At 58.4% G+C, this 21,234-nt stretch carries 22 protein-coding genes and 1 pseudogene; 13 read left to right on the top strand and 10 right to left on the bottom strand.

Annotation, left to right across the window (positions count from 1 at the left end):
- Positions 1-247: pseudogene (locus MKL20_RS08160) on the top strand (DNA topoisomerase IV subunit B); the annotation flags it as partial.
- A 198-nt stretch (positions 248-445) separates the two neighbouring features.
- On the opposite strand, the gene MKL20_RS08155 reads toward MKL20_RS08160, so the two are convergent.
- Entirely contained in the window at positions 446-937 is a 492-nt protein-coding gene (locus MKL20_RS08155; protein WP_244036258.1) for a PRC-barrel domain-containing protein, read from the bottom strand.
- A 176-nt stretch (positions 938-1,113) separates the two neighbouring features.
- Complete coding sequence (locus MKL20_RS08150) at positions 1,114-1,980, bottom strand: outer membrane protein (RefSeq protein ID WP_244036257.1); 867 nt, start codon at positions 1,978-1,980, stop codon at positions 1,114-1,116.
- A 420-nt stretch (positions 1,981-2,400) separates the two neighbouring features.
- Here MKL20_RS08150 and MKL20_RS08145 point away from each other — a divergent pair, with 420 nt between their 5' ends.
- From MKL20_RS08145 to MKL20_RS08135, 3 genes are all read left to right on the top strand, one after another.
- Positions 2,401-2,772: a hypothetical protein gene (locus MKL20_RS08145; protein WP_244036256.1), complete on the top strand. Its 372-nt coding sequence runs from the start codon at positions 2,401-2,403 to the stop codon at positions 2,770-2,772.
- A gap of 185 nt (positions 2,773-2,957) precedes the next feature.
- Positions 2,958-4,565, top strand: a complete 1,608-nt coding sequence (locus tag MKL20_RS08140) for a DEAD/DEAH box helicase (protein WP_244036255.1) — start codon at positions 2,958-2,960, stop codon at positions 4,563-4,565.
- Between the two features lie 94 nt (positions 4,566-4,659).
- Positions 4,660-5,721: a sensor domain-containing diguanylate cyclase gene (locus MKL20_RS08135; protein ID WP_244036254.1), complete on the top strand. Its 1,062-nt coding sequence runs from the start codon at positions 4,660-4,662 to the stop codon at positions 5,719-5,721.
- Between the two features lie 9 nt (positions 5,722-5,730).
- Here MKL20_RS08135 and MKL20_RS08130 read toward each other — a convergent pair whose 3' ends face one another.
- Together MKL20_RS08130 and MKL20_RS08125 are read right to left on the bottom strand one after the other, a co-directional pair.
- Positions 5,731-6,108 carry a HesB/IscA family protein gene (locus MKL20_RS08130; RefSeq protein ID WP_244036253.1) on the bottom strand — a complete coding sequence of 126 codons (378 nt, stop codon included), beginning with the start codon at positions 6,106-6,108 and terminating at the stop codon, positions 5,731-5,733.
- A 131-nt stretch (positions 6,109-6,239) separates the two neighbouring features.
- Positions 6,240-7,226: a threo-3-hydroxy-L-aspartate ammonia-lyase gene (locus MKL20_RS08125; protein WP_244036252.1), complete on the bottom strand. Its 987-nt coding sequence runs from the start codon at positions 7,224-7,226 to the stop codon at positions 6,240-6,242.
- A 262-nt stretch (positions 7,227-7,488) separates the two neighbouring features.
- On the opposite strand from MKL20_RS08125, the gene MKL20_RS08120 reads away from it, so the two are divergent.
- From MKL20_RS08120 to MKL20_RS08100, 5 genes are all read left to right on the top strand, one after another.
- On the top strand, positions 7,489-7,701 hold the full coding sequence (locus MKL20_RS08120) for a hypothetical protein (protein WP_244036251.1): 213 nt from the start codon (positions 7,489-7,491) through the stop codon (positions 7,699-7,701).
- 284 nt (positions 7,702-7,985) lie between these two features.
- Positions 7,986-8,171, top strand: coding sequence for a hypothetical protein (locus tag MKL20_RS08115; RefSeq protein ID WP_244036250.1), 186 nt, complete (start codon positions 7,986-7,988; stop codon positions 8,169-8,171).
- Between the two features lie 544 nt (positions 8,172-8,715).
- Positions 8,716-9,708 (top strand): site-specific integrase, encoded by a 993-nt coding sequence (locus tag MKL20_RS08110; protein WP_244036249.1) that lies wholly within the window; start codon positions 8,716-8,718, stop codon positions 9,706-9,708.
- A 193-nt stretch (positions 9,709-9,901) separates the two neighbouring features.
- Positions 9,902-10,939 (top strand): YihY/virulence factor BrkB family protein, encoded by a 1,038-nt coding sequence (locus MKL20_RS08105; RefSeq protein ID WP_244036248.1) that lies wholly within the window; start codon positions 9,902-9,904, stop codon positions 10,937-10,939.
- A 95-nt stretch (positions 10,940-11,034) separates the two neighbouring features.
- Positions 11,035-11,385 carry an MmcQ/YjbR family DNA-binding protein gene (locus MKL20_RS08100; protein ID WP_244036247.1) on the top strand — a complete coding sequence of 117 codons (351 nt, stop codon included), beginning with the start codon at positions 11,035-11,037 and terminating at the stop codon, positions 11,383-11,385.
- Positions 11,386-11,952: 567 nt separating this feature from the next.
- Here MKL20_RS08100 and MKL20_RS08095 read toward each other — a convergent pair.
- Entirely contained in the window at positions 11,953-12,681 is a 729-nt protein-coding gene (locus MKL20_RS08095; protein WP_244036246.1) for a substrate-binding periplasmic protein, read from the bottom strand.
- Positions 12,682-13,007: 326 nt separating this feature from the next.
- On the opposite strand from MKL20_RS08095, the gene MKL20_RS08090 reads away from it, so the two are divergent.
- A complete protein-coding gene (locus MKL20_RS08090) occupies positions 13,008-13,586 on the top strand; it encodes a recombinase family protein (protein WP_244036245.1) in 579 nt (192 codons plus the stop codon).
- Between the two features lie 53 nt (positions 13,587-13,639).
- On the opposite strand, the gene MKL20_RS08085 is transcribed toward MKL20_RS08090, so the two are convergent.
- Positions 13,640-13,870: a hypothetical protein gene (locus MKL20_RS08085; protein ID WP_244036244.1), complete on the bottom strand. Its 231-nt coding sequence runs from the start codon at positions 13,868-13,870 to the stop codon at positions 13,640-13,642.
- A 196-nt stretch (positions 13,871-14,066) separates the two neighbouring features.
- Here MKL20_RS08085 and MKL20_RS08080 point away from each other — a divergent pair, with 196 nt between their 5' ends.
- Together MKL20_RS08080 and MKL20_RS08075 are read left to right on the top strand one after the other, a co-directional pair.
- Positions 14,067-14,618 (top strand): PAS domain-containing protein, encoded by a 552-nt coding sequence (locus tag MKL20_RS08080; RefSeq protein ID WP_244036243.1) that lies wholly within the window; start codon positions 14,067-14,069, stop codon positions 14,616-14,618.
- Between the two features lie 488 nt (positions 14,619-15,106).
- Positions 15,107-15,520 carry an SRPBCC family protein gene (locus tag MKL20_RS08075; RefSeq protein WP_244036242.1) on the top strand — a complete coding sequence of 138 codons (414 nt, stop codon included), beginning with the start codon at positions 15,107-15,109 and terminating at the stop codon, positions 15,518-15,520.
- A gap of 35 nt (positions 15,521-15,555) precedes the next feature.
- Here MKL20_RS08075 and MKL20_RS08070 read toward each other — a convergent pair whose 3' ends face one another.
- From MKL20_RS08070 to MKL20_RS08055, 4 genes are all read right to left on the bottom strand, one after another.
- Positions 15,556-15,798, bottom strand: coding sequence for a hypothetical protein (locus MKL20_RS08070; RefSeq protein WP_244036241.1), 243 nt, complete (start codon positions 15,796-15,798; stop codon positions 15,556-15,558).
- Between the two features lie 72 nt (positions 15,799-15,870).
- A complete protein-coding gene (locus tag MKL20_RS08065; RefSeq protein ID WP_244036240.1) occupies positions 15,871-16,134 on the bottom strand; it encodes a DUF6894 family protein in 264 nt (87 codons plus the stop codon).
- Between the two features lie 153 nt (positions 16,135-16,287).
- Positions 16,288-16,518: a hypothetical protein gene (locus MKL20_RS08060; RefSeq protein WP_244036239.1), complete on the bottom strand. Its 231-nt coding sequence runs from the start codon at positions 16,516-16,518 to the stop codon at positions 16,288-16,290.
- A 33-nt stretch (positions 16,519-16,551) separates the two neighbouring features.
- Positions 16,552-17,253, bottom strand: coding sequence for a GAF domain-containing protein (locus tag MKL20_RS08055; RefSeq protein ID WP_244036238.1), 702 nt, complete (start codon positions 17,251-17,253; stop codon positions 16,552-16,554).
- Between the two features lie 1,447 nt (positions 17,254-18,700).
- On the opposite strand from MKL20_RS08055, the gene MKL20_RS08050 reads away from it, so the two are divergent.
- On the top strand, positions 18,701-21,166 hold the full coding sequence (locus MKL20_RS08050) for a primase-helicase family protein (RefSeq protein WP_244036237.1): 2,466 nt from the start codon (positions 18,701-18,703) through the stop codon (positions 21,164-21,166).
- Positions 21,167-21,234 lie beyond the last annotated feature (68 nt).

Below are 21,234 nucleotides of genomic sequence, written 5' to 3'. Positions count from 1 at the left end.
GGGGTTCAAGGGCGGCAACGTCGAGATCGGCCGCTTCAAGGGCCTGGGCGAGATGAGGCCGGCCCAGCTGAAGGAGACAACGATGGGCGGGAAGAGCCGCACGCTGCTCTGGGTCGGGTACCTCGACGAGGCAAGGGCATCCACGGCCGCCACGGTAGAGCGCCTGATGGGGAACAAGCCGGCGGCCCGCTTCGCCTCCATCACCGAGCCCGCGGCCTTCGCCGACGGGGTCGATCTGGATATCTGAGGCGACAAGGCGCCCACAGAACTGCGCTCCGTCATTGCGAGCGTAGCGAAGCAACCCAGGGCAGCGCGACTTGGAAATGCGTGGCGCCGCACTGGGTTGCTTCGCTGCGCTCGCAATGACGGCGTTGGAGGGAATCGCAGACGGACGTTGGAGTGGCGCGCCTGGATCGCAACTGTATCTAGTCCGGTGCCGGTCAGGCTAATCCGCAGCCATCGCCTTGGCCGGGTCGAAGGGTTGGGCGGCTGCGACCGTGTCCTTGCTCATGTTGAGCACGGCGGAGAAGCGATCCCCGCCCGGCCGCAGCACGAGGGCGTCGGGCGCCACGGCGATGCGCTTGCTGCCGAGGCCCAGGACGCCCCCGACATCCAGCACCACCGCTTTCAGGGCACCGCCATCGGCGATCAGCAGATCGTCGATCGTGCCGACATTGTCGCCGGCCGGATTGCGCACCACGACGCCGATCATCGTGGAGGCCATGAAGGAAACCGGTTTGAGGCCCTGCCGCTTGGTCGCGGCCTCGGCGCTGCCCGCCGACATCAACCGGCCACGGTCGTCGCCCCCGGTCGACGTACCGGGCCCGGTGCCGGGCAGCACCGTCTTGTTGCCGATCACGCTGGCGTCCTGGGCTCCGGCCGGGGACCCAGCCAGAACGACGACGGTCAGCGGCAGGAATAAGAATGCGTATCGCATAAGGGATCGCTCCGGAGCATCCGAGCAATCCGGGCGCTACGGTCATAATCCCACGCCGGAAGGGCCGTTCCTGTCGTCCCTGTCGCACCGGGCCTCCGGAAACGACGAAGGGCCCGACCTTGCGGCCGGACCCTCCATCGCTGCGGCGCCGGCTGGGCCGGCGCCGAGGTTCGGTCTTAGTACGAGCCGAACTTGTAGTTCACGCCGGCGCGGACGACGGCGAACTCGGTGTTGGCGGCGGCGCCGTTGAGGTAGGCGGTGCCGTTCGGGGCCAGCAGGTTGCCGTAGTACACGCCACCGGCGGTGTTCTTCTGGCGGTCGAGGTTCACGTACAGGCCTTCGACCTTCAGGGTCACGGCCGAGGACTTGAAGAAGTTCAGGAACGAGTCGGTGGGCAGGGCGTACTCGAGACCGCCGCCGACGGCGTAGCCGGAGCGGAAGCTGTCACGGAAGCGGTTGCCAGCGAAGTTCTGGTCGTCCTGGCCCGAGCCGTAGGCGTAACCGCCGGTGGCGTACACGAGGGTCCGGTCGAAGGCGTAGCCGAGGCGGCCGCGCACGGTGCCGAAGTAGTCGAGGCCGTTGCCGCTGGTGGCGACGAACGCGCGGGGCGCCGCGAAGGCGAGGCCCGGAGCGCCGACGAGGCCGTAGTTCTGGGTGGCGTTGGCGCGGCGGGCGAAGTCGACGTACTGGGCGTCAGCCTCGATGCCGACCACGATGCCGGAGCCCGGCGTGAACTGGTAGTTGTAGCCGATCTGCGCGCCGCCGGTGAAGCCGTCGTTGTTGCCCCGGTTGTTGACGCTGACGACGGCGTTGGTGCCAGCCGAATTGATCAGCGAGCCGGCCGGCAGGGCGTAGTTGGCGGTGTTGCGGCTGCTGGCATCGAAGCCGTAGCCGGCGTTCACGCCGACGTAGAAACCGGTCCAGGTGAACACCGGCACCGGCGTGAACACCGGCGGCGGCGCAGCGCGACGCGGCAGGTCGGCCGCGGAGGCGGCGACGGTCATGCCGGCGAGAACGGTCGATGCAAGAAGAACTTTTTTCATGGTGCCATAGGTCCTGGGGTTGGCTTGAGCCGGCTGCCTTCTAGGCGCTCTCGGTCGGCGGGTCTGTCGCTTTCCTGCAACAAGCTCGGCTAGACTAGCCCGATCTCGTCAACGAAAGGTGAAGGTTCCGCGCACACATTCCCGTCATCGGAAGTCGGTCGGGTATCGTAAGCTGCATCGAACGTCTAACAAAACCTGAAGACTAGCTGGCATTGCGGTACCGGCCCGCTGCAGGATCTGGCCGATTCGGAATACGCACTGATGAGCGTCCCGCGATCGGGCCTCCGGGGGTGGCGTTTTATTTCGGCACGCTCGGCGCGTCGCCGGCCCGTCTTGCGTAAGCCGCCGATTAACCCTGTTCGTTTAAGCCTGCCGGCATCGCCCGTTGCCGGTCCCGCGGCTTGGCGGAGAGGATCGTCCATGCTCGCGCCCGGCGAACGGCCCACGAAACCGTTCGGGACCCGCCGACCCGCCGCCGAGACGGAAAGCCGCGTCACCGCGAACCTCGGCGCGAAGGCGCCGGACCGGCCGGCGGGATCCTTGACGGGATCCTTGACCTGGGCGCTGCGCATCTCGGCCTTCGTCGGGGTGCTCGCGATCCTCGCGGCCCACCAACTCGCCCGGCTGAGCCAGGCCGACCCGGCGCCGGTACAGCTCGCCCTGGGTGGACACGGGCTCCCGGCCGATCCGGAGACCACCGGCTCGATCGCACCGGGCGCACCGGGCGGCGCCGCGCGGGCGACCCGCCTCGATCCGTGCCTGCTGCCCGCCCTGGATCGCCACCAGCCCTGATCGGCTGTGCGTGGGACCCGGATGCGCGCATTGCGAGATTGACAAGCTGCGCCAAGCCCCTAACTGACTGCCCCATGCGCCCCGCGGCCACGGGTGCGTTCGTGCGCCTTACGAGAGCCCTCCCGAGCCGTTGCCGCGACGGTGTCCACCGCGCCGGCCGGGCGCGCAACGGTTCCTGAACGCAGATGCCTTTTTCCGACCTGGGACTGAGCGAGAAAGTCCTCAACGCCGTCGAGACGGCGGGTTACACCGAGCCGACGCCGATCCAGGCCCAGGCCATCCCCCACGTGCTCGCGCGCCGGGACGTTCTCGGCATTGCCCAGACCGGCACCGGCAAGACCGCGGCGTTCACGCTGCCGATGCTGACGCTGCTGGAGAACGGCCGCGCCCGCGCCCGGATGCCGCGCACGCTGATCCTGGAGCCGACCCGCGAGCTGGCGGCGCAGGTGGTCGAGAATTTCGATCGCTACGGCACCAACCACAAGCTCAACGTGGCGCTGATCATCGGCGGCGTCTCGTTCGCCGATCAGGACGCCAAGCTGACCCGCGGCACCGACGTGCTGATCGCGACGCCGGGCCGGCTCCTCGACCATTTCGAGCGCGGCAAGCTGCTGCTCACCGGGGTCGAGCTCCTGGTCATCGACGAGGCGGACCGCATGCTCGACATGGGGTTCATCCCCGATATCGAGCGGATCGTGAAGATGGTGCCGTTCACCCGGCAGACGCTGTTCTTCTCCGCGACCATGCCGCCGGAGATCGAGCGGCTGGCCGACATGTTCCTGCACAATCCGCAGCGGATCGAGGTGGCGCGGCCGGCCTCCACGGCCTCGACCATCACGCAGCGGCTGGTCGCGGTCGGTTCCGAGGGCCATGCCAAGCGCGAGCGCTTGCGCAGCCTGATCCGCGGCGAGGCCGAGCTCAACAACGGCATCATCTTCTGCAACCGCAAGCGCGACGTCGCCTTGCTGCAGAAGTCGCTGGTCAGCCACGGCTTCGACGCCGCGGCGCTGCACGGCGACATGGACCAGCGCGCCCGCACCACGGCGCTCGACGCGTTCCGCGCCGGCGAGACCGCCCTCTTGGTCGCCAGTGACGTGGCGGCGCGCGGCCTCGACATCCCCGCGGTCAGCCACGTCTTCAATTTCGATATCCCGCACCATCCCGAGGATTACGTCCACCGGATCGGCCGCACCGGCCGGGCCGGCCGCAGCGGCGCCGCCTACACACTGGTCGCCCCCGGGGACGATCGCTCGCTGAGCGCCATCGAGGCGCTGATCGGGCAGCCGATCCCCTGGCTGGACGGCGATCTGACCACGGTCGCCGATGATGCGTCCGCCGATACCGGCACGCGCCATCGCGGCCGTTCGGGCGAGGGCCGCGGCGGGCGGCGCTCCGGCAAGTCCGAGGGACGGTCTTCCGAGGGACGGTCTTCCGAGGGCCGATCCTCCGAGGGGCGCTCCGAGAAGCGCGCTTCCGAGGGCAGGTCGTCCGAGGGCAGGTCGTCGGAAGCCCGGTCGGCGGACTCGCGGTCGACCGAGAGCAAATCCGAGCCCAGGGCTGAGGCCAAGCCCAACAGCCGCGGCACCGGTGAGGCTGGGGGCCGTCAGCGCTCGCGCGGGGCTGCCCCGCGCGGCGAGGCCCGTCCGGCCCCGCGTCCCGAGCCCGTGCGCGAGGACCGGGTGCGCGAGGAGCGCGGCCGCCGCAACGAGCCCGACGGGGATACGCCGATCGGTCTCGGCTCCCATGTTCCGGCTTTCTTGCTTCGACCAGTCTTGGCAAAGAAAGAGAAGTAACGTCTGGTTTAACGTTCCGGCTACGAACGGGGACTAGACTGGTTTTGGGCCGTGGATGAGTGATCCACCGGCGGCCCCGGACCGCGGGTTACGGATGAGCCAGGAGACCTATTCGGATCGCGACCGCAGCTTCGCCCTGGCGAAGCGGGCCCATGATCTGATCCGGGATTACGGTCCCTCGGCGACGCCCCGCGCCTACGCGGTCTGGTACGCCTACGTGTCGGGCGAGCTGCCGCTGCTCGGCGACGCGGTCAAGCGCCTGACCACGCAGAAGGGCTGCCTCACGGACGCCGCCATCGACGACCTCCACGAGACCTATCTCGATGGCCGGCAGCTCACGAGCGCCACCGGCGATATCAGCCGCGGGATGCTCGACGAGATCGCCGCGGTCACCGAGATTTTGGACCTGTCCCTCGGCTCGACCGCGCAATACGGCGAGGCCCTGCGCGGCCTGGCCCAGGATCTCGCGCAGGAGGGCCTGCCGACCCGGGCGCGGCTCGGCGAGATCGTCTCGACCCTGGTCTCCACCACCCGCGAGGTCGTGGTGAACAATCGGGTCCTGGAAGCGCGGATGCGCGAGACCCGCAGCGAGATCGAGACCCTGCGCGAGAAGCTGGAGGCGAGCCGGCTCGAGAGCCTGACCGACGCCCTCACCGGCCTGTCGAACCGCAAGCATTTCGAGGAGACGCTGAAGGCTTCCGTGGAGGCCGCCCGCCTCGGCGCGGCCCCGATGAGCCTGATCGTCCTCGACATCGATTTCTTCAAGCGGTTCAACGACCTGTACGGCCATCTCACGGGTGATCAGGTGCTGCGGCTCGTAGCGATCGTCATGCGCGAGAATGCCGGCAAGCAGGCGCTGCTCGCTCGGTTCGGCGGCGAGGAATTCGGCATCGTGCTGCCCGGCGCCGACCGCGCCGTGGCGCGGCAGGTAGCCGACACGGTCCGGGCCAGCGTGATGGGTCGGGAACTGGTCAAGCGCTCGACCGGCGAGTCGCTCGGCAAGGTCACGGTCTCTCTCGGCATCGCGGTGCTGCACGCCAGCGACAGCCCGGCCTCGCTGCTCGAGCGGGCCGACCTGTGCATGTTCGCGGCCAAGCGCGCCGGCCGGAACCGCGTTGTGGATGACGCGGCCGACTCGCTCTCGCAGGTGGCCTGACGCGAAGCGTCAGACCCGCGCCGGGATCCGGTCTTCCGAGACCGGCGTGATCGCCACCGATTCGCCGCAGCCGCAGGCCGAGGTCTGGTTCGGGTTGTTGAACACGAACTGCGAGGCGAGCTTGTCGGTGGTGAAGTCCATCTCGGTGCCGAGCAGGAACAGCACCGCCTTGGGATCGACGAACACCCGGACGCCGCGATCCTCGACCACATCCTCACCGGGCTTGACCGCCTCGGCGTATTCCATCGTGTAGGACATGCCGGCGCAGCCGCCGTTCCGGACGCCGACCCGCAGGCCCGCGATCGGCCGGTCGGCATCCGCCATGATCGCCTTGATCCGCTCGGCCGCGCGATCGGTCAGCGAAAGAACCTTGAAGCCAGCAAACATCGTCACCCTCCCGCCCATCCGGGTTCAAGGCCCGGGAGCGCGCATTCTGACAGACACAAGATAAGCATCCGTCCCCGTCCGGTCCACTCCGGCCGGGCCACAAGGCCGCGGCATTCGGCGCGTCAGCCCGATTACCCGACAAGTTGCGCGAAGGTGGCGAGATCGACGTTGCCGCCGCTGATCACCACGCCGACGCGCTTGGCCCTCACGTCGACCAGCCCGTGCAGCACCGCCGCCGCCGCCAGGCACCCGGTCGGCTCGACCAAAAGCTTCATCCGCTCGGCGAAGAACCGCATGGTCGCGACGAGCTGCGCGTCGGAGACCGTGAGGATGTCGGCGACGTCCCGGCGGATGATCGCGAAGGTGAGGTCGCCGAGCGCCGTCGATTGCGCCCCGTCCGCGATGGTCCGGGGCACCGGGATGGTGACGACCTGGCCGGAGCGGAACGATTGCTGCCCGTCATTGCCGGCCTCCGGCTCGACGCCGATCACCCGGCAGCCGGGCGACAGGGCGGCGGCGGCGAGCGCGCAGCCGGCGAGCTGGCCGCCGCCGCCCAGGCAGGCCACCAGCACGTCGAGGGGCCCGGCCTCCTCGATCAGCTCCCGCGCCAGGGTCCCCTGCCCGGCGATCACGTCCGGATGGTTGAACGGCGGGATCACCGTCATGCCCCGGGGCTCGGCGAGCTCGCGGCCCAGCGCCTCGCGATCCTGGCTGTAGCGGTCGTACAGCACGACCTCGGCGCCGTAGCCCCGGGTCGCGGCGATCTTCGCGGCGGGCGCGTCGGACGGCATGACGATGGTCGCCGGGATGCCGAGCAGCTGGCTCGCCAGGGCGATCGCCTGGGCGTGGTTGCCCGAGGAGAACGACAGCACCCCGCGGGCACGGACCGCCTCCGGCAGGGCGCTGATCGCATTGTAGGCGCCGCGGAACTTGAAGGCCCCGCCCCGCTGCAGGTTCTCGGCCTTGAAGAACAGGGTCGCGCCGGTCATCGCGTCCGCGGTGCGCGAGGTCAGCACCGGCGTGCGGTGGGCGATTCCGGCGATGCGCTCCGCCGCCTGGGCGACGTCCGCGTAGGTCGGCACGCCGCGCGCGGCCTTCGTCTCTCCTGGCTCCGGCATCGTATTCCCGACCGCTCCCGCGCTGTGCGAAGCCGCCTCAATACGGACGATTCGGCTCCGGCGCATCCCGTCGGCTCGCAAGCCGGGTCACAGGCCAAGGTTCCTGACAAGTTTGAGGCCAAGCGGAGCCATTCATTGGCCCAGAGCTTGTATCGCTGGACGAATTCAGGAGGTGCGTCGCGATGCAGGGCGAATCGAAGGTCGGGACTGCAGCCCCAGCCGGGATGACGCACGGCTTTGCGGGCGCCCGATGAGCGACCGGATGCGCGATCGACGGGCCGGCGACGAGGCGACGGAGGTCACGTTCCGGGGGCGCGGGCTCGCGCTGCGGTCCGGAGGCCGGCTGATCCTGCTCGTCTGCCCGCTCTGTTCGCAGCGCAATGCCAGACGTGGCGCCGAGCGGGGCATCTGCGAATGGTGCGCCTACGTGCCCTCGCAGGACCAGGCCGAACCGGTGGAGCGTGGGGACGGCTGAGGCACCTTCAATTGTTTATGCTCGGGCACGCGCGATCCCTTGAAGATGTCGAGGAATTGGGTTCCACTGGCTGAGATCGGGCACCGCACCGCGGCCGCGAGATGAAGTGTTCGCGCAAGTCGGACCGGTATCGATCGGGGGACGCGGTTGCCTGACCGGATGGCGATGGCATCGCATGCTGCGTACTATTTACGATTGCGAAATCTGGTCGAAATCTCAATTATAAGTTAGGGGGCTGCCGACCGGGAGGTATCATGCAACCGTCGGAATGCTGCATTTTTCGCATGATCATCGCATCCGTGATCGGGAGCTTTGTCACACTCTTGCTCGTCCGGGGCTTCGACCCCTGGGCCTTGGTCCTGATCCCCATCGGGGGAAGCGTCGCGACCCTGTTCGTGATCGCCCTGTTCCAGGCCGTGAGTCTCGCCCTGACGGCTTGGTCGCGCCAGAACACCGGGTCCGCAACCTAGCGGCGGGTTGAGCGGGCCGTCCCACCCTCACCCTCATCCTGTGGTGCCGCAGCGAAGCGGAGGCCTCGAAGGAGCCCTCCAGAAGTCTCCGCGATCCCTGGAGCCCTCCTTCGAGGCCCAGCGATCTTCGATCGCCGGGCACCTCAGGATGAGGGGAGAGATTGGAATCTCCGAAGCCTTCGCCACAGCCATCGTCTGTGCGAGCGGAGCGTAGCGATCCCGGAGCGCGATGTGTCTCCGGGCTGCTTGTGCGCTTAACCTGGATGCGGGGCGAGCGAGCCGCCTCCGCGCCGGTATCGATCGTCAGGTGTGGATCACCTTGCCATACGCGTCGAGCACGCTCTCGTGCATCATCTCGCTGAGCGTCGGGTGCGGACATTTGACTTTACATGATGAGCATCAGGGTCCGTGGTGCAGTTGTAAAGTTCAATTGATTCAACAAGGTAGCGGGCAGAACCACCGCTCGTAGTACCGGACTTGAAACTGACACTGGGCCTCCTTCGGAACTCGCTGGCACAATCTGGGCACAGTGAGACTCAAACCGATGGCAACGATCAGGAAGCGGAACGGCAAATGGCACGTCCAGGTCAGGCGGAAAGGTTCCCCTGCTCTCACCAGATCCTTCCTGACAAAAACAGACGCACAAGTCTGGGTGCGACATATTGAGGCGGAGGCCGATCGTAGGGGCCTACCGGCCAATCGCAAAGTCCTTGATGAACTGACTGTCGGCGATCTGCTGATCCGCTACCGGGATGAGGTGTCACCAACCAAGCGGGGAGCCTTCCGTGAGACCATGGCAATCCGGGTCCTGTTGAGACACCCGCTGTCAAAAACCCCTTTGAGTGCGCTCACTGTTGCCAAGGTGGCACACCATCGAGACACACGGCTCAAAGCCATCAAACCCGGCAGTGTAAACCGAGAGCTGGCAATCTATCGGCACGCCCTTGAGGTGGCCCGGCACACATGGGGTTATCCGATCTCCGAGAACCCATTCACGCTCGTCAAGAAGCCAAAGGTGTTCAACGCTCGGTCTCGACGCTTGGAGCCTGGAGAATGGGAGAAGCTACGAGCTGCCTGCCTGCGATCGAGAAACCCTCACGTTCTTGCCATGGTGGAGTTTGGCATCGAGACGGCCATGAGGCGTGGAGAGGTTCTGAAGGTCCGGTGGGCCGACCTCGATGAGGCGAAGCGGACTCTGCACATTCCACAAACTAAGAACGGCCACGCTAGGACCATCCCGCTCACCTCCAGGGCTTTAAGCATCCTGTTGGCCAGGAGACCCAACTCACCTTCAAACAATGAGCTTGTGTTCCCAACGACGGAGGATGCTGTGAAGATGGCATGGAGGCGCATTATGGGGCGCACCGACCTGCCAAACTTTCGGTATCATGATTTAAGGCATGAGGCAGTCACACGGTTCTTTGAGTTGGGTTTAAGTATCCCGGAAGTGGCACTCATCAGTGGGCATCGAGATACCCGAATGCTGATGAGGTATACCCACTTGAAGGCGGAATCTATGGTAGGCAAGTTACCTTGACCGATACCTTGGCGCAAAACTGGCATAACTGAATTCGCTCAGGCAAAATTTTCGCTTGTTGGTGTCTTCCTTGGGGTAGCCATCCATTTCTGACAAGGTTTCCCCAAGGGACACAAACCGAACAGCTCACTGGTTCGCAGGACAGAAGGGCAATAGGCTCACTTGAGACAACCCTGTCCGTATGAGCGGCCGCATGACCCAGGACCAGGAAGAGGGTGAGGACTGGCGTTCGGTGGCCACTCGGGCTCCCGACGAGGCGACGATCAAAACCGCACAGGAGAGGGCTCGTGAACCGGGCCGTGGTCATTCTGCAGAGAGCCCCACCGATATCCCAGCTGCTGGATGGAAGGATGTTCTTCAGCGGGTGTTTTGGGCGATCCCTCGGGATAGAGTGCTGTCCACCGCTGGTGGTGTCGCCTTCTTCAGCCTTCTGTCGACGTTTCCGGGCATTGCCACGGTCGTCTCGCTCTACAGCCTGTTCGCAGACCCAACGGTGATCGGCCAGCATCTGAGCCTTCTTCAAGGCGTCCTACCGGATGGCATTCTCAACCTGATTAGTGATCAGCTTCAACATGTGGCCAAGCAGGGAGCGGGGACCCTGGGCACAGCCTCACTGCTGAGCTTCCTGATCGCCTTTTGGAGTGCAAACTCCGGGATCGTTGCTCTGTTTGATGCGCTTAATGTTATATTTAGAGAAGCCGAAAAAAGATCTCTCGTACGGGTCTATCTCACGACCTTCCTCTTCACGATCACCGGAGCCCTCGTCACCGTTGCGACGATTGCCGTGGTTGTGGGACTGCCGATCTTTCTAGGTCGGATTGGATTGGGCGAGCGGACAGATACACTGTTCCGGGTCATCCGCTGGCCAGCACTCGTCGCTCTCGTGAGCCTCGGCCTTTCGTTGGTATACCGATATGGCCCGAGCCGTCGGGAGGCTAAGTGGAGGTGGGTGAGCTACGGCAGTGTCGCTGCCGCCGTCGGCTGGGTCAGCACTTCGACGGTGTTCACCCTGTATGTAGCCACCTTCGACAGCTACAACCGAATTTATGGGTCACTCGGAGCAGGCATCGGCTTCATGACCTGGATCTGGCTCTCGATTGTGATCGTCCTGCTTGGTGCTGAACTGAACTCCGAGATGGAGCGGCAAACAGCGAAAGACAGCACCGTTGGTCGACCGAAACCCCTAGGATCTCGAAGGGCTTTTGCAGCGGATACGGTTGGACCTCCCTAGTAGTCAAAATTTGACGTTCGGTACCGATGGTAGGACAGCTACTTCCGAACCGAGAGGATTTTTCGCCTTCGACATCAATCAGCGACGGATCGGGAATGACCTGGGACGACGTTCTCGCAATGGGTTTAAAGCTGCCTAACGTAGAGGCTGCGACATCCTACGGCACGCCGGCCCTCAAAGTGAGGGGCAAGCTCGTGACACGCTTGCGTGCTGAGGACGACAGTCTCGTCCTTCACAGCATGCCCGCAGACGAACGTGAGATGCTGATCGCAGTCAACCCCCAGGTCTTCCACGTCACGACCCACTACCTTGGACACCCAACCGTTCTTGCCCGATTGGCTGCTTTAGAGCCTGAGGGCCTTTGGCCCTTTCTGATACGTCGCTGGCGAGAGGTTGCGCCGAAGCGTGCTGTCATCAGCTTTGATGCAGCGCAGGCAAAGAGTTAACGGACTGAAATATCACGCTCTTTTTCACTTTGAGCGAACCTTCAAACTTGGGTCTCAACCGGCCGGTTCTGACCATTAGGCCGATCGCTGAAGTGCAGAAATAGTGAGCGAGACCGTCGAGCTTTGTGTTCGATGAAACCGCTGAGAATTCCAAGTGCCGAACAGCTCTGAACCTTCCATCACGACCGGAGGAAGTTGCCCGGCTTGATTGGCCTATGTTGTCTTTCGTGTCTCCGCATTGTCAGTAGCAGGTCAACGTGAGCCATTGGAAGCGGCTCAGTTCCTAAGCTGGCATAGATCGACCTAAAGCTGGCTGCGAAGCCTGATCGGGTTCCTTCAGACAGGGCAGAAGAGTGATTGGTAGCTGGCTGCTGCATCGAAGTTCCTATTTCGTTCTTGTCCTTCATGGGTGGATAATAGTTAACGATAAGTTAATAGCGGAGCTGTCTGTCGTGGGTAATGCGAGACCTTGAGACTTCTACCGTCCCAGTAGGCTCCAAGCCTTTCAGTCCATTATACCGAATGCCTGCAATTAGCACTAATCATCCTAACTGACGATTCCAATGATCAAAACTTGTTTAAAATTGTAAGGGATTTTGTTAGCATACGGTCAATCTCTCCATTATCTTGGAGGCTTGCAATCACTTGATTGAGCAGTTCAAGAAGCGCTGAATTGCCTTTTCGGACTGCCATACCGAAGGGCTTGAGATCGAACCTGTTCCCAATGTCGATAATCGAATAGGCTTCTGGTTCCGCTAAGGAAGCTCGCAGCATGGTCAAATTGATCATGTCGTTCGATGCTGCGTCGGCCTCATCTTTGACGACGGCTTCAAGGTTCTCGACGCTGAAAGGCGTAACGACGAGTGTAGCTCCCGGAAGGGAGGGGATTGCCGTTCGCATCCTTCGAAGTGAGATCGAGCCTTCCGTAACAGCAATCCGTTTCTCTCGAAGGTCGTCAAAACAAGTAATAGAGCTTCCGCTCGGAACGAGAAGACCCTCTCGTGTCACGCAGTAGGGTTTTGAGAAATCGACCTGTTCAGCTCGATCTGGAGTTATGGTCATCTGTGATACGACCACATCAACCCGACCGCTTCGTAGGTCCTGAACCCTCTCGGCATCCTTGACCTGAAGAAATTCAACACCATCTGTCGAACCAAGTATCTCGTGTGCCACGAGCCTTACTAAATCAGGTTCAAATCCTGAAATGATGCCAGTTTCGGGATGCTTATAACTCATACCTGGAATATCTAAGGACACACCTGCTGTAATCCGCCCGTTCGATTGATCCCAGTTCATGGCGAATGGTCCTACCGCAGTTAGGGCAACCGAGCCCGATGACTTATCGTTTCGCCTCAATCAGCGAACGAATAGAGCACTCATTGTCTCTACGGCAAAAGGTTTGGTCAGCTCTTACAAGGCCCCTGCGTGTCACAGGCAAGAGAGCGTGTGCATGCAGCTCCTCCAGTAGCGGTTCATGCAGCCTGGTTTTGACGGGAAAACGACCGTTTTCACGACGCTTGGTTAGGGTTTCCCAAGGACAAGCCATTTCGCCCCGAAAACTGTCGGAAAACCGTGTCTGGAAATCTACTGACGGGTAAACCCTATCGTAATACGATCCCGACATGCTTGTTGCATACGCACGTGTCTCGACTCTCGACCAAAACCTACACCTTCAGCGTGATGCGCTGACCAAGGCCGGCTGCGAACGGCTGTTCGAAGAGAAGAAATCCGGCAAGGCAGGGACCAAGCGACCCGAGTTCGAAGCAGCCCTCGCCTACCTACGGCCACAGGACGTGCTCGTCGTATGGAAGCTGGATCGCCTTGGACGATCCCTGGTCGAGATGATGCGGACCATCGATGGTCTGAGACAGCAGAACGTCCATTTTCAAAGTCTGACGGAACAGTTCGACAGCGAGACCGCCCATGGCCGGTTCGCCCTTCAACTCCACGGAGCCATGGCGGAGTATTTTCTCGATCTCAACCGAGAGAGAACGATGGAAGGGCTGAAAGCAGCCCTCGCCCGAGGGCGAAGAGGTGGCCGTCCTAAGAAGCTATCGCCAGCTGACATCGAAGCTGGTCGTGCCATGCTTCAGGCTGGAACGATTAGCGTGGCGGATATCGCCAAGCGGCTCGGCGTCAACCGAGACACATTCTACACCTACTTCCCAAGAGCACGGGCCAACAGCCAGGCTAGCAACTAACCAAAGAATGGCTTTCGGTGCTCGAATTCACCCTAAGGTTCAATCAAACATACTTATAAAAATGCAGATGCAGCTGCTATTTCACGAACAAAGTCGAGACACGACCGGCGTAGAAGCGGATCTTGGATGCTTTGAAATAAATTAATTATTTCCAATTGCTCTAAGGAAACGTCAAAAAACGTGTTGTTTTGGTGGTGACCGCCCCCCAAGAGGAAGGTATCTTCAGGAACATTAAGTGTCTTAGCTATTCGTTGCAATGCAGCTTTGGTGCAGTTGATGTTCATCTTGCATCCCTCGTGGATGAGAAAACACGATTTGGATATCTCGTTTCTCTTTTCTGGCAACTGAATTCAAAATACAATCTGTAACTGTGATGTATCATCGCATTACAGGGAGGTCATTGATTTCTATCGAAACTTTGCTTCCTGCCGTCCGTTTGACGGTTTAGCTCCGGGCGTTGTCGTGGGCTTGGAGATCGAGATGATACCCCTAGCACTGACAGCCCCAGCGTTAAAAGCCGCTGGATTCATTGGTATTTGGAATACCAACGTCACAGCCGGACGATCTTTGCTCGATGAAGGAGCAGCCGCTTTGTTGGCAGGCAATCCAAGCCTGGCCGGTGAGCCGCTCCCTATGGAAGTGGCACTCGGACGTATCCATACGGACGACAAAGGATGGGTTTTTGACCGCATCCGTCGTGTGAGGCAGACGGGAGGTTCATTCTCGGCTGAGTTCCGAGTGGTGACTGAGACAGGGGTTCGTTGGGTCCTGAACCGTGGGACCCTCGTGCCGGATGAATTTGGGAGGATGCACGGCCAAGGTGCGTACATCGATACCACCAACACTCACTCGGACGTTTTCATGCCTGCTGCCTCGATCACGCAGGATATCGAAGATCCGTTGATTGCTGCTGCTGACCACTGCGTTGAGGTCCATACGACACTCAAGCGAGGCGACTATCCCGACCTCCGTCACCTCTCCGAAATGCTCCTGGTTGGGATTGGCCGAACGCTAGCGCTACGTCGCTCCTGACTGTCGAAATGAATGCCAACTGACAGGATATGGTCGCCGTTCTCGCACCCAGATCCTCACCCTTCGGCATGACTGGAGCAAGTGGTTCAACTCTGACGCTTGCTACCCGGAGCGGACACGCCGGAGGCACCATGGGCAGAAGACGGACGGTTGATGGTATTTCCCACAGAGGTATGTATTCTATGAGCGTGGTCGGATCGAGGAAGCCAACTGGGCCTGGGTCGATCTGCGAAAGCCGCTGCTTCAACCGCAAACACCCGGCAGTGGACCATAGAGACACCGAAGGCAGTTACCTTAGGTGAACGAGGTCTGCTTCCCACCGTGAGTAAACCTCATGAGTAGATACCAGATGTCAGATTTCGATCACTAGTAATCGAATTTAGACAGTTCATATCCGATTTGACGTCATTTTCGAGGTTGATTCTACGAATGCTTTGATGTGAAGTATGCTAGTTGCAAACTCAATATCAGCAGGACGCAGACCGCAGATGGCTCAAGAACGAATTACCGTGGAAGCAATCGTCAATGCACCCATTGAGGCCGTCTGGAAAGCTTATACCACACCGGACCAGATTACGCAGTGGAATTTTGCCTCCGACGACTGGCATTGCCCGAACGCAAGCGTCGATCTTCGAGAAGGCGGCAAGTTCACCTCTCGTATGGAGGCAAAGGACGGCAGCATGGGCTTCGATTTTGAGGGCATTTTCACCAAAATCATCCCGAACGAACGGATCGAGTATGCGTTCGGGGATCGTAGTGCAGTGGTCGAGTTCACCCCGGAAGGCGAGAAAACAAGCTTAAAGGTCTCGTTCGACCCCGAAAATCAGTTTCCCATCGAGCAGCAGCGCAGCGGTTGGACAGCCATTCTCAATAACCTCTGCAAGCATGTCGAAGGACACTGAGCTACGTTGAAGGTGCAAAGCCTAAGACTGGACTGTTAGTAGTCCACAGGTTCACCATAAGTTCCGTCATACTCAGCCTTCAGAGCAGCAATCTGAGCCCTGCTTTCCATCCCTCTGATGCGATGATTGCGGCTGATGTCTCGCATCGTCTTAGCGACGGCATGATTCCTATCCCGCACGCATTCGTCCGCTATGGCAGCGATCTCACGAGCGAAGCCTTCATCGATCACGATGCACCTGAGATACGCATCCATCAGGTTGCGACGGTTATCATGCATGCCGAGCCTCATTTGACGACACGGCTTATTCCCGACTTGTAAAACGATGGCTACCGAAGTCGGTGCATCAGATTACCGCATGTTGTGGAAGGTTGAGATGACGTCAGCCAGCCACTGTTCCTTAATAGTGAGTGTAGCTCGATAGATCGGCCGGCCGTGCTCACTCCGAACTATGATAGTGACGTCCTTACCGCCGTCACACAGATCGTGGCCCTTGACCATATCTGGCAGTGAACGAAGAGCCTCGTCACAGGCTGTTTGTGCTTCGGGAAATTCCATCCCTTCATTATCTTCAATAACGTCACCGTTCAGTATGTCGAAGAAGAAGCGGGACATCGCAGCCTCATGCTGTCTGCTCCCCCCATACGACCAACCAACGAAAAGCAATAGGGTTCTGTCTGAAAGCGGACAAACCCTGATTGAAGCTTTTGTCAGCCGGAAGGCTTTCATCCTTACGCTGGCTGCATCGACTGCCTGACGGCTCCCATATCAAGCTCCGCTGTCCGTCGTTCCCTGCCTAGCCAAAACCGAGTTGACGAAATCGATGCAGGTGCGCCGGTCCTTCGGATCTCTGATGCGAGCAAACGCACTCAGCAGCTCCTGGGTCTCTAACGATCTCGTTGGCAAGCCATCACCAGTGAAGAATGCCGACGGTTCTGTTCCCAGGGCATCAGCGATGCTCATAAGAATGCGGCTCTTGTCGGAAAGATTTTCAGTCATCACGATGCTCCCAGCATCAACGATCGCAGAGCATCAATTCAGAATTGTTTCTACTGATTTACCGGAGCGGGCAATCCCAATCGCTATGTGGGTTAAGCTACTAAAAAGCAAGTTCTCTAGGACGCTATCCTTGTAGACCTTATTTAGCTTATATGCCTTCAGCAAAGCGTCGGATATTTCCTCGATTGGTTCGCTGATAACGCCCTCGTAGTGCTCAGCTTGCTCGTGTGTCGCTAGAAACTTTCGGATCTGAAGCAGGATGGTCGCTTGTCGGCCTAGGGCTTTGAGCGCTTCAACCTGATAAGGGTTGAGTCCCTCGGGGTGTGGTTTAGTGTCGAGTACGCAGAGTGTGCCTACACCGAAGCTACCCTCAAGGCGAAGCGGAACTCCTGCATAGAACCGGAGCGAACGGCTCCCGGTTACCAGCGTATTATCGACAGTTCGAACATCATCCGTGAGGTCGTTGATGATTAAGATTTCCTCTTCACCGATGGTATGAGCGCATACAGATTGCTCAATCGGGGTTTCTAGCACATCGTTGCCGATAGCAGACTTGAACCACTGTCGGTCTTCTGAAACCAGCGTTACATTTGCAACTGGAGTGCCACAGATTAGACGAGCGATTGATGCAAGATCGTCATAAGACTGCTCAGGTTTTGTATCAAGTATATTTAGGGCGCTGAGTTCTTCCAGCCTCAATGGGTCGAGGATGATCGACCATGGAATAACACTCATCCGAATTCACGTTCCTGTAGCAACGGGGGAATTTGCCGTGTGCTCGAACTTCGGGTTGAAACCAAGGCGATCTGATTGGATTTGTAAATCCGTAGCGATCGCCTGTCCTGAACGGACAGAGTTCATCACGTGCCCTCCCTACCAAATGATAGGCTGAGCTGCACCACGACGGAGTTGCCGGCTCGCTGAGAGTCTCGATGATCGACGCTGCATCGGAAAGCGTCGCTAGGGTAAGCACCCTACTCGATGGCGCCGAGGATTTTCAATTCGGCGGTTGATCACCGCAGTCTGCATTGGGGGGTGAACCAGCTGAGAAGCTGATGAGGTGGCCCGCAGCTCGATCTCTCACATGGCTGAACATACGAAGCGTGACTAAGAAGCTCGGCAGTTAGGTGGGTGTGAACACCAGCGGTGAAGAGCGACGAGAGGCACTCTCACTCATTATATATAGGCAACTGCACAGCGTCAGCGGATGCCGCCATTCACGGCGCTTACTCCTGCCATTCCCAGCTTGGCGGTAAGTTGCTCCCGTTGACCAGATTTTTGCTTAAAGCGAATTGTCGTGTCGCTTCGTAGAAAAGTGCGACGAGCACCAGCGTCCTGAGCCGCCTCAGATGAAGGCGATATCAGAGGGCGCCTGCCAACTTCAAAGTTTGTCAGAAAGCCGCTGTTTCCTGTTGTTCCAACGGTTGAAATGAGCGCGGGAATACGCTGCTGCCCCCCGAATGAAAACTCCCGAACAGTCACTGCGGTTGTCAAGCGCAATCCCAAACACGATCCAGTGAAAAAGCCCTACGGCGGCTGCTTTATCGTCGCACTTGCACGCTTTCTCCCCTTTTCTTGGAAAACATCATGTTTCCCATTCTTCGAGGGGTTTTCACTGAACATTCAGAAGCCCCTTAAAATCGGCATTCGCTATGAAGCATTCAGATCGTTCTGAAAGATGAGATCCGTACATACCGAATTTTCCTCATGATTATGGAAGTTAAAATTCCGCTCCGCGCCTATATTTCTCAGTACAGTTTGCAGATTGGTACTAGACAATTGAGACGCCGTCGCCATATTGACCAAACGGGCCCGTAGAACTGTTACCTCTCCGCTGCAGAACCGATCGGTGATCGTTCCAGCCTAGACATTGTTTCAATGACGTCCCCACTCGGGACTTCAATCGAGATCTCATGCATTCAGTGCGGAATAAAAAAGAGTTCTCTCTGTAGAAAGGTGGGAAATTGGTCGAAGGTACAAATCATGCTGTCGTCAAATCGCCCCGTAAAACGATTTAACAAAACTAAGTCAGTATATAGGTAGAGAATGATCTTCAGAAAGTTCGCTGGTGACTAGGATGAAAACGTTGACTGTCGCTAGTAAGCGCTGGTCATCGGGACAACGAGCACACAACAACGCCTGATGAGATTTAGGCAATCAAACAAATAGATAGGAAAAAGTCATGACTAAAAACACCGCTGCTATAGCTAACGCTTCTGATACGTTAAAATTTTTAACGGAACTTTTCCACAGCTCAACAAGCGGTTATGCCGTCATTTGGTCGGACTTTAACGTGGATGTTTTCGCGTTTCGAAACGACGAACTTGAGAAAGTAGCAAATAAACTTCAAGAACTTAGCAAAAGAGGCGATACCTATGTTGGCCGTGGTCTTCAGGGATCTAAGCCAGGACCGCGATCCCGCGGCAAACAGGACACCGTAGTTTTTGTTAGCCATCTTATGCTTGATGTAGACACAAGAGAGGGGCCGCACGGGCCACCGGAGAATCCGGCTGATCCGCTCACGATGCCAGAAAATCTGGATGAAACCCTTGAAATAATTTCCGACATCGGCTGTCCGGATCCCACTATGATAGTTCGCACTGGTGGCGGGTACCACCTTTACTGGGTCTATGCTAAAGCGGAGATGATCATCACAGAGCAGCAGCGTAAGGCTGAAAAGAAGTTCTCCCAACAGTTCCAGATCGCGGTCCGGAGGGGCTTTCAGAAAGTCGGTTATAAGCTCGATGGGACAGCCGACTTATCGAGAATGTGTAAGGCTCCCGGAACTTTCAATCACAAAACTTCCCCTGCTAAAGCTGTTTCTCTTGCAAAAATATCAGAAAGAATTTGCCGGTCGGTCATTCAGAAATGGCTAGACTGTCAATTTTCCTCCGCAACAACTGCGTTAGTAGCTATAGATACAACTCATTCGGTCGCACTCATAGCCCGTATAGCCTATACGGAATCGATGAGGACAAAGAAATCGACTGGTGTCAGCGAAGACTTGCTGTCGCCTATAATTGCGGGCTGTTCTTTCATCGAACATGCAATCGTCAATGCTAGTAGATTGTCGGAGCCTGAATGGCATGCGATGGTCGGCATTGTTTGCAGAACTGCTCTTGGCCATGACTGGGCTCACGATTGCTCTAAAGCTTATCCTGGCTACTCGATTGAAGAAACAAATACCAAGATCGAGCATGCTCTCGCTGATGCCGGGCCCGCTACCTGTGAACACATCGCAGATCGCATCGGATTTGATGGCTGCGGTCGCTGCCCATTTCGCGCCTCTATTCGAAGTCCAATTAATTTAGCTAAACAACCTCTTCAGATTGTTAAAGCGCAGAAAGAACACATTTACATTGTGAAAGGCCAGATGTATCTTGATCTTAATACAGGGGATACTCTGAAAATCAGCGAATTCGCTGATAGCATCCAGCATCTAATCGGCGAGGGACCTCACAGCAGAATGATGTCTTCTGTTACAACGCCGAAAGTCCGTTTAGCAGAATATCGGGCGGGAGACGATCGTCTCATCTTTTATGGGAGCCTGGGACTCGTCGCTAATCTTTGGAAGAAGGGAGGCGTAGATTCCAAACAGGGTGATTTTGAAATAATAAGCCGCTATCTTCAAAGGTTTATACCCGACAATGACTCTCGGCTTCATATCATCCAGTACATCGCTCACCTGCTTCAGTTTCCCGCTACTAAGATCACGCATGGAGTAATCATTACAGGAGACCAGGGAACGGGTAAAAGCTCGTTGTACCTTATCATGGAAAAGTTGTTCGGAAGTGAAAATGCTCGTAAACTTGAGGGTGAAGAGCTTGGTAGTAAATTTAACACGAGACTTGTCAATACGCAGATCTTGTTAGTCGAAGAGGCTCAACACGGCGAACGATTGGAAACTTATGAAAAACTGAAAGAAATCATCACTGCGGAAACTTTTTCAGCGGAAAGAAAACACTATGACGTTGCGCCTGGTTATACGCCAAGGGGAACGTTTATATCATCTAATCATCTCTCGCCAATCGCTTTGCCGCAAAATGAGCGACGATGGTTTGTTGCACGGTCTTGCGACAGACCGGAAATTCCAGACGAAGTCGCTGCTCATAATTCTTTCTTCGAAGAACTTCATGACGCACTTCAAAAAAATGACGATGCTATCTCCGCGTTCTCCCACTATCTTCAAAATTTGGACCTTGCTAACTTTAAGCCCAATGCCGCACCTCCGGTGACTGTTGCCAAAGAGGTGGCCACGGAAAATAGTCGGACACCTCTCGCAAATATCTTAAATGAGCTGATCTCATCGGGAAATTACCCGCTTCACAAGGACGTGGTTTCAATGGGTAACCTTCAGTATGCCATTACTATGTCAGAGTGGTCAACTACTAATGTTACGCCTCAGAAATTAGCTCAGGCTCTCAGATCACTTGGTCTCAAACAAGTGAACATGGATTCAGATGGTAAGCATCTGGAGCTTGTTCTGCCAGATCGATCGAAAGTCCGTCCTTGGGCTATAAGGAATGTGGCTCAATGGGTGCTTGCAGATCGTGAAGCTCTCAAGTCTGAGTTTATGCGTTCTGACACGGCTGTGTTTCTCTACAATCAGGATGAGGACAAGGCGCTCATTAAGCTAAACGTTGGCTAGGATCTCAGGTTCGATATCCTAAAAATCGCAGATCGCAGCACTTCCAGACTAGGAGGTTGCTGTGATCT

The sequence above is a fragment of the Methylobacterium sp. E-066 genome (genome assembly GCF_022829635.1).
Taxonomy (GTDB): domain Bacteria; phylum Pseudomonadota; class Alphaproteobacteria; order Rhizobiales; family Beijerinckiaceae; genus Methylobacterium.
This window is presented reverse-complemented; position numbering and strand designations above follow the sequence as displayed.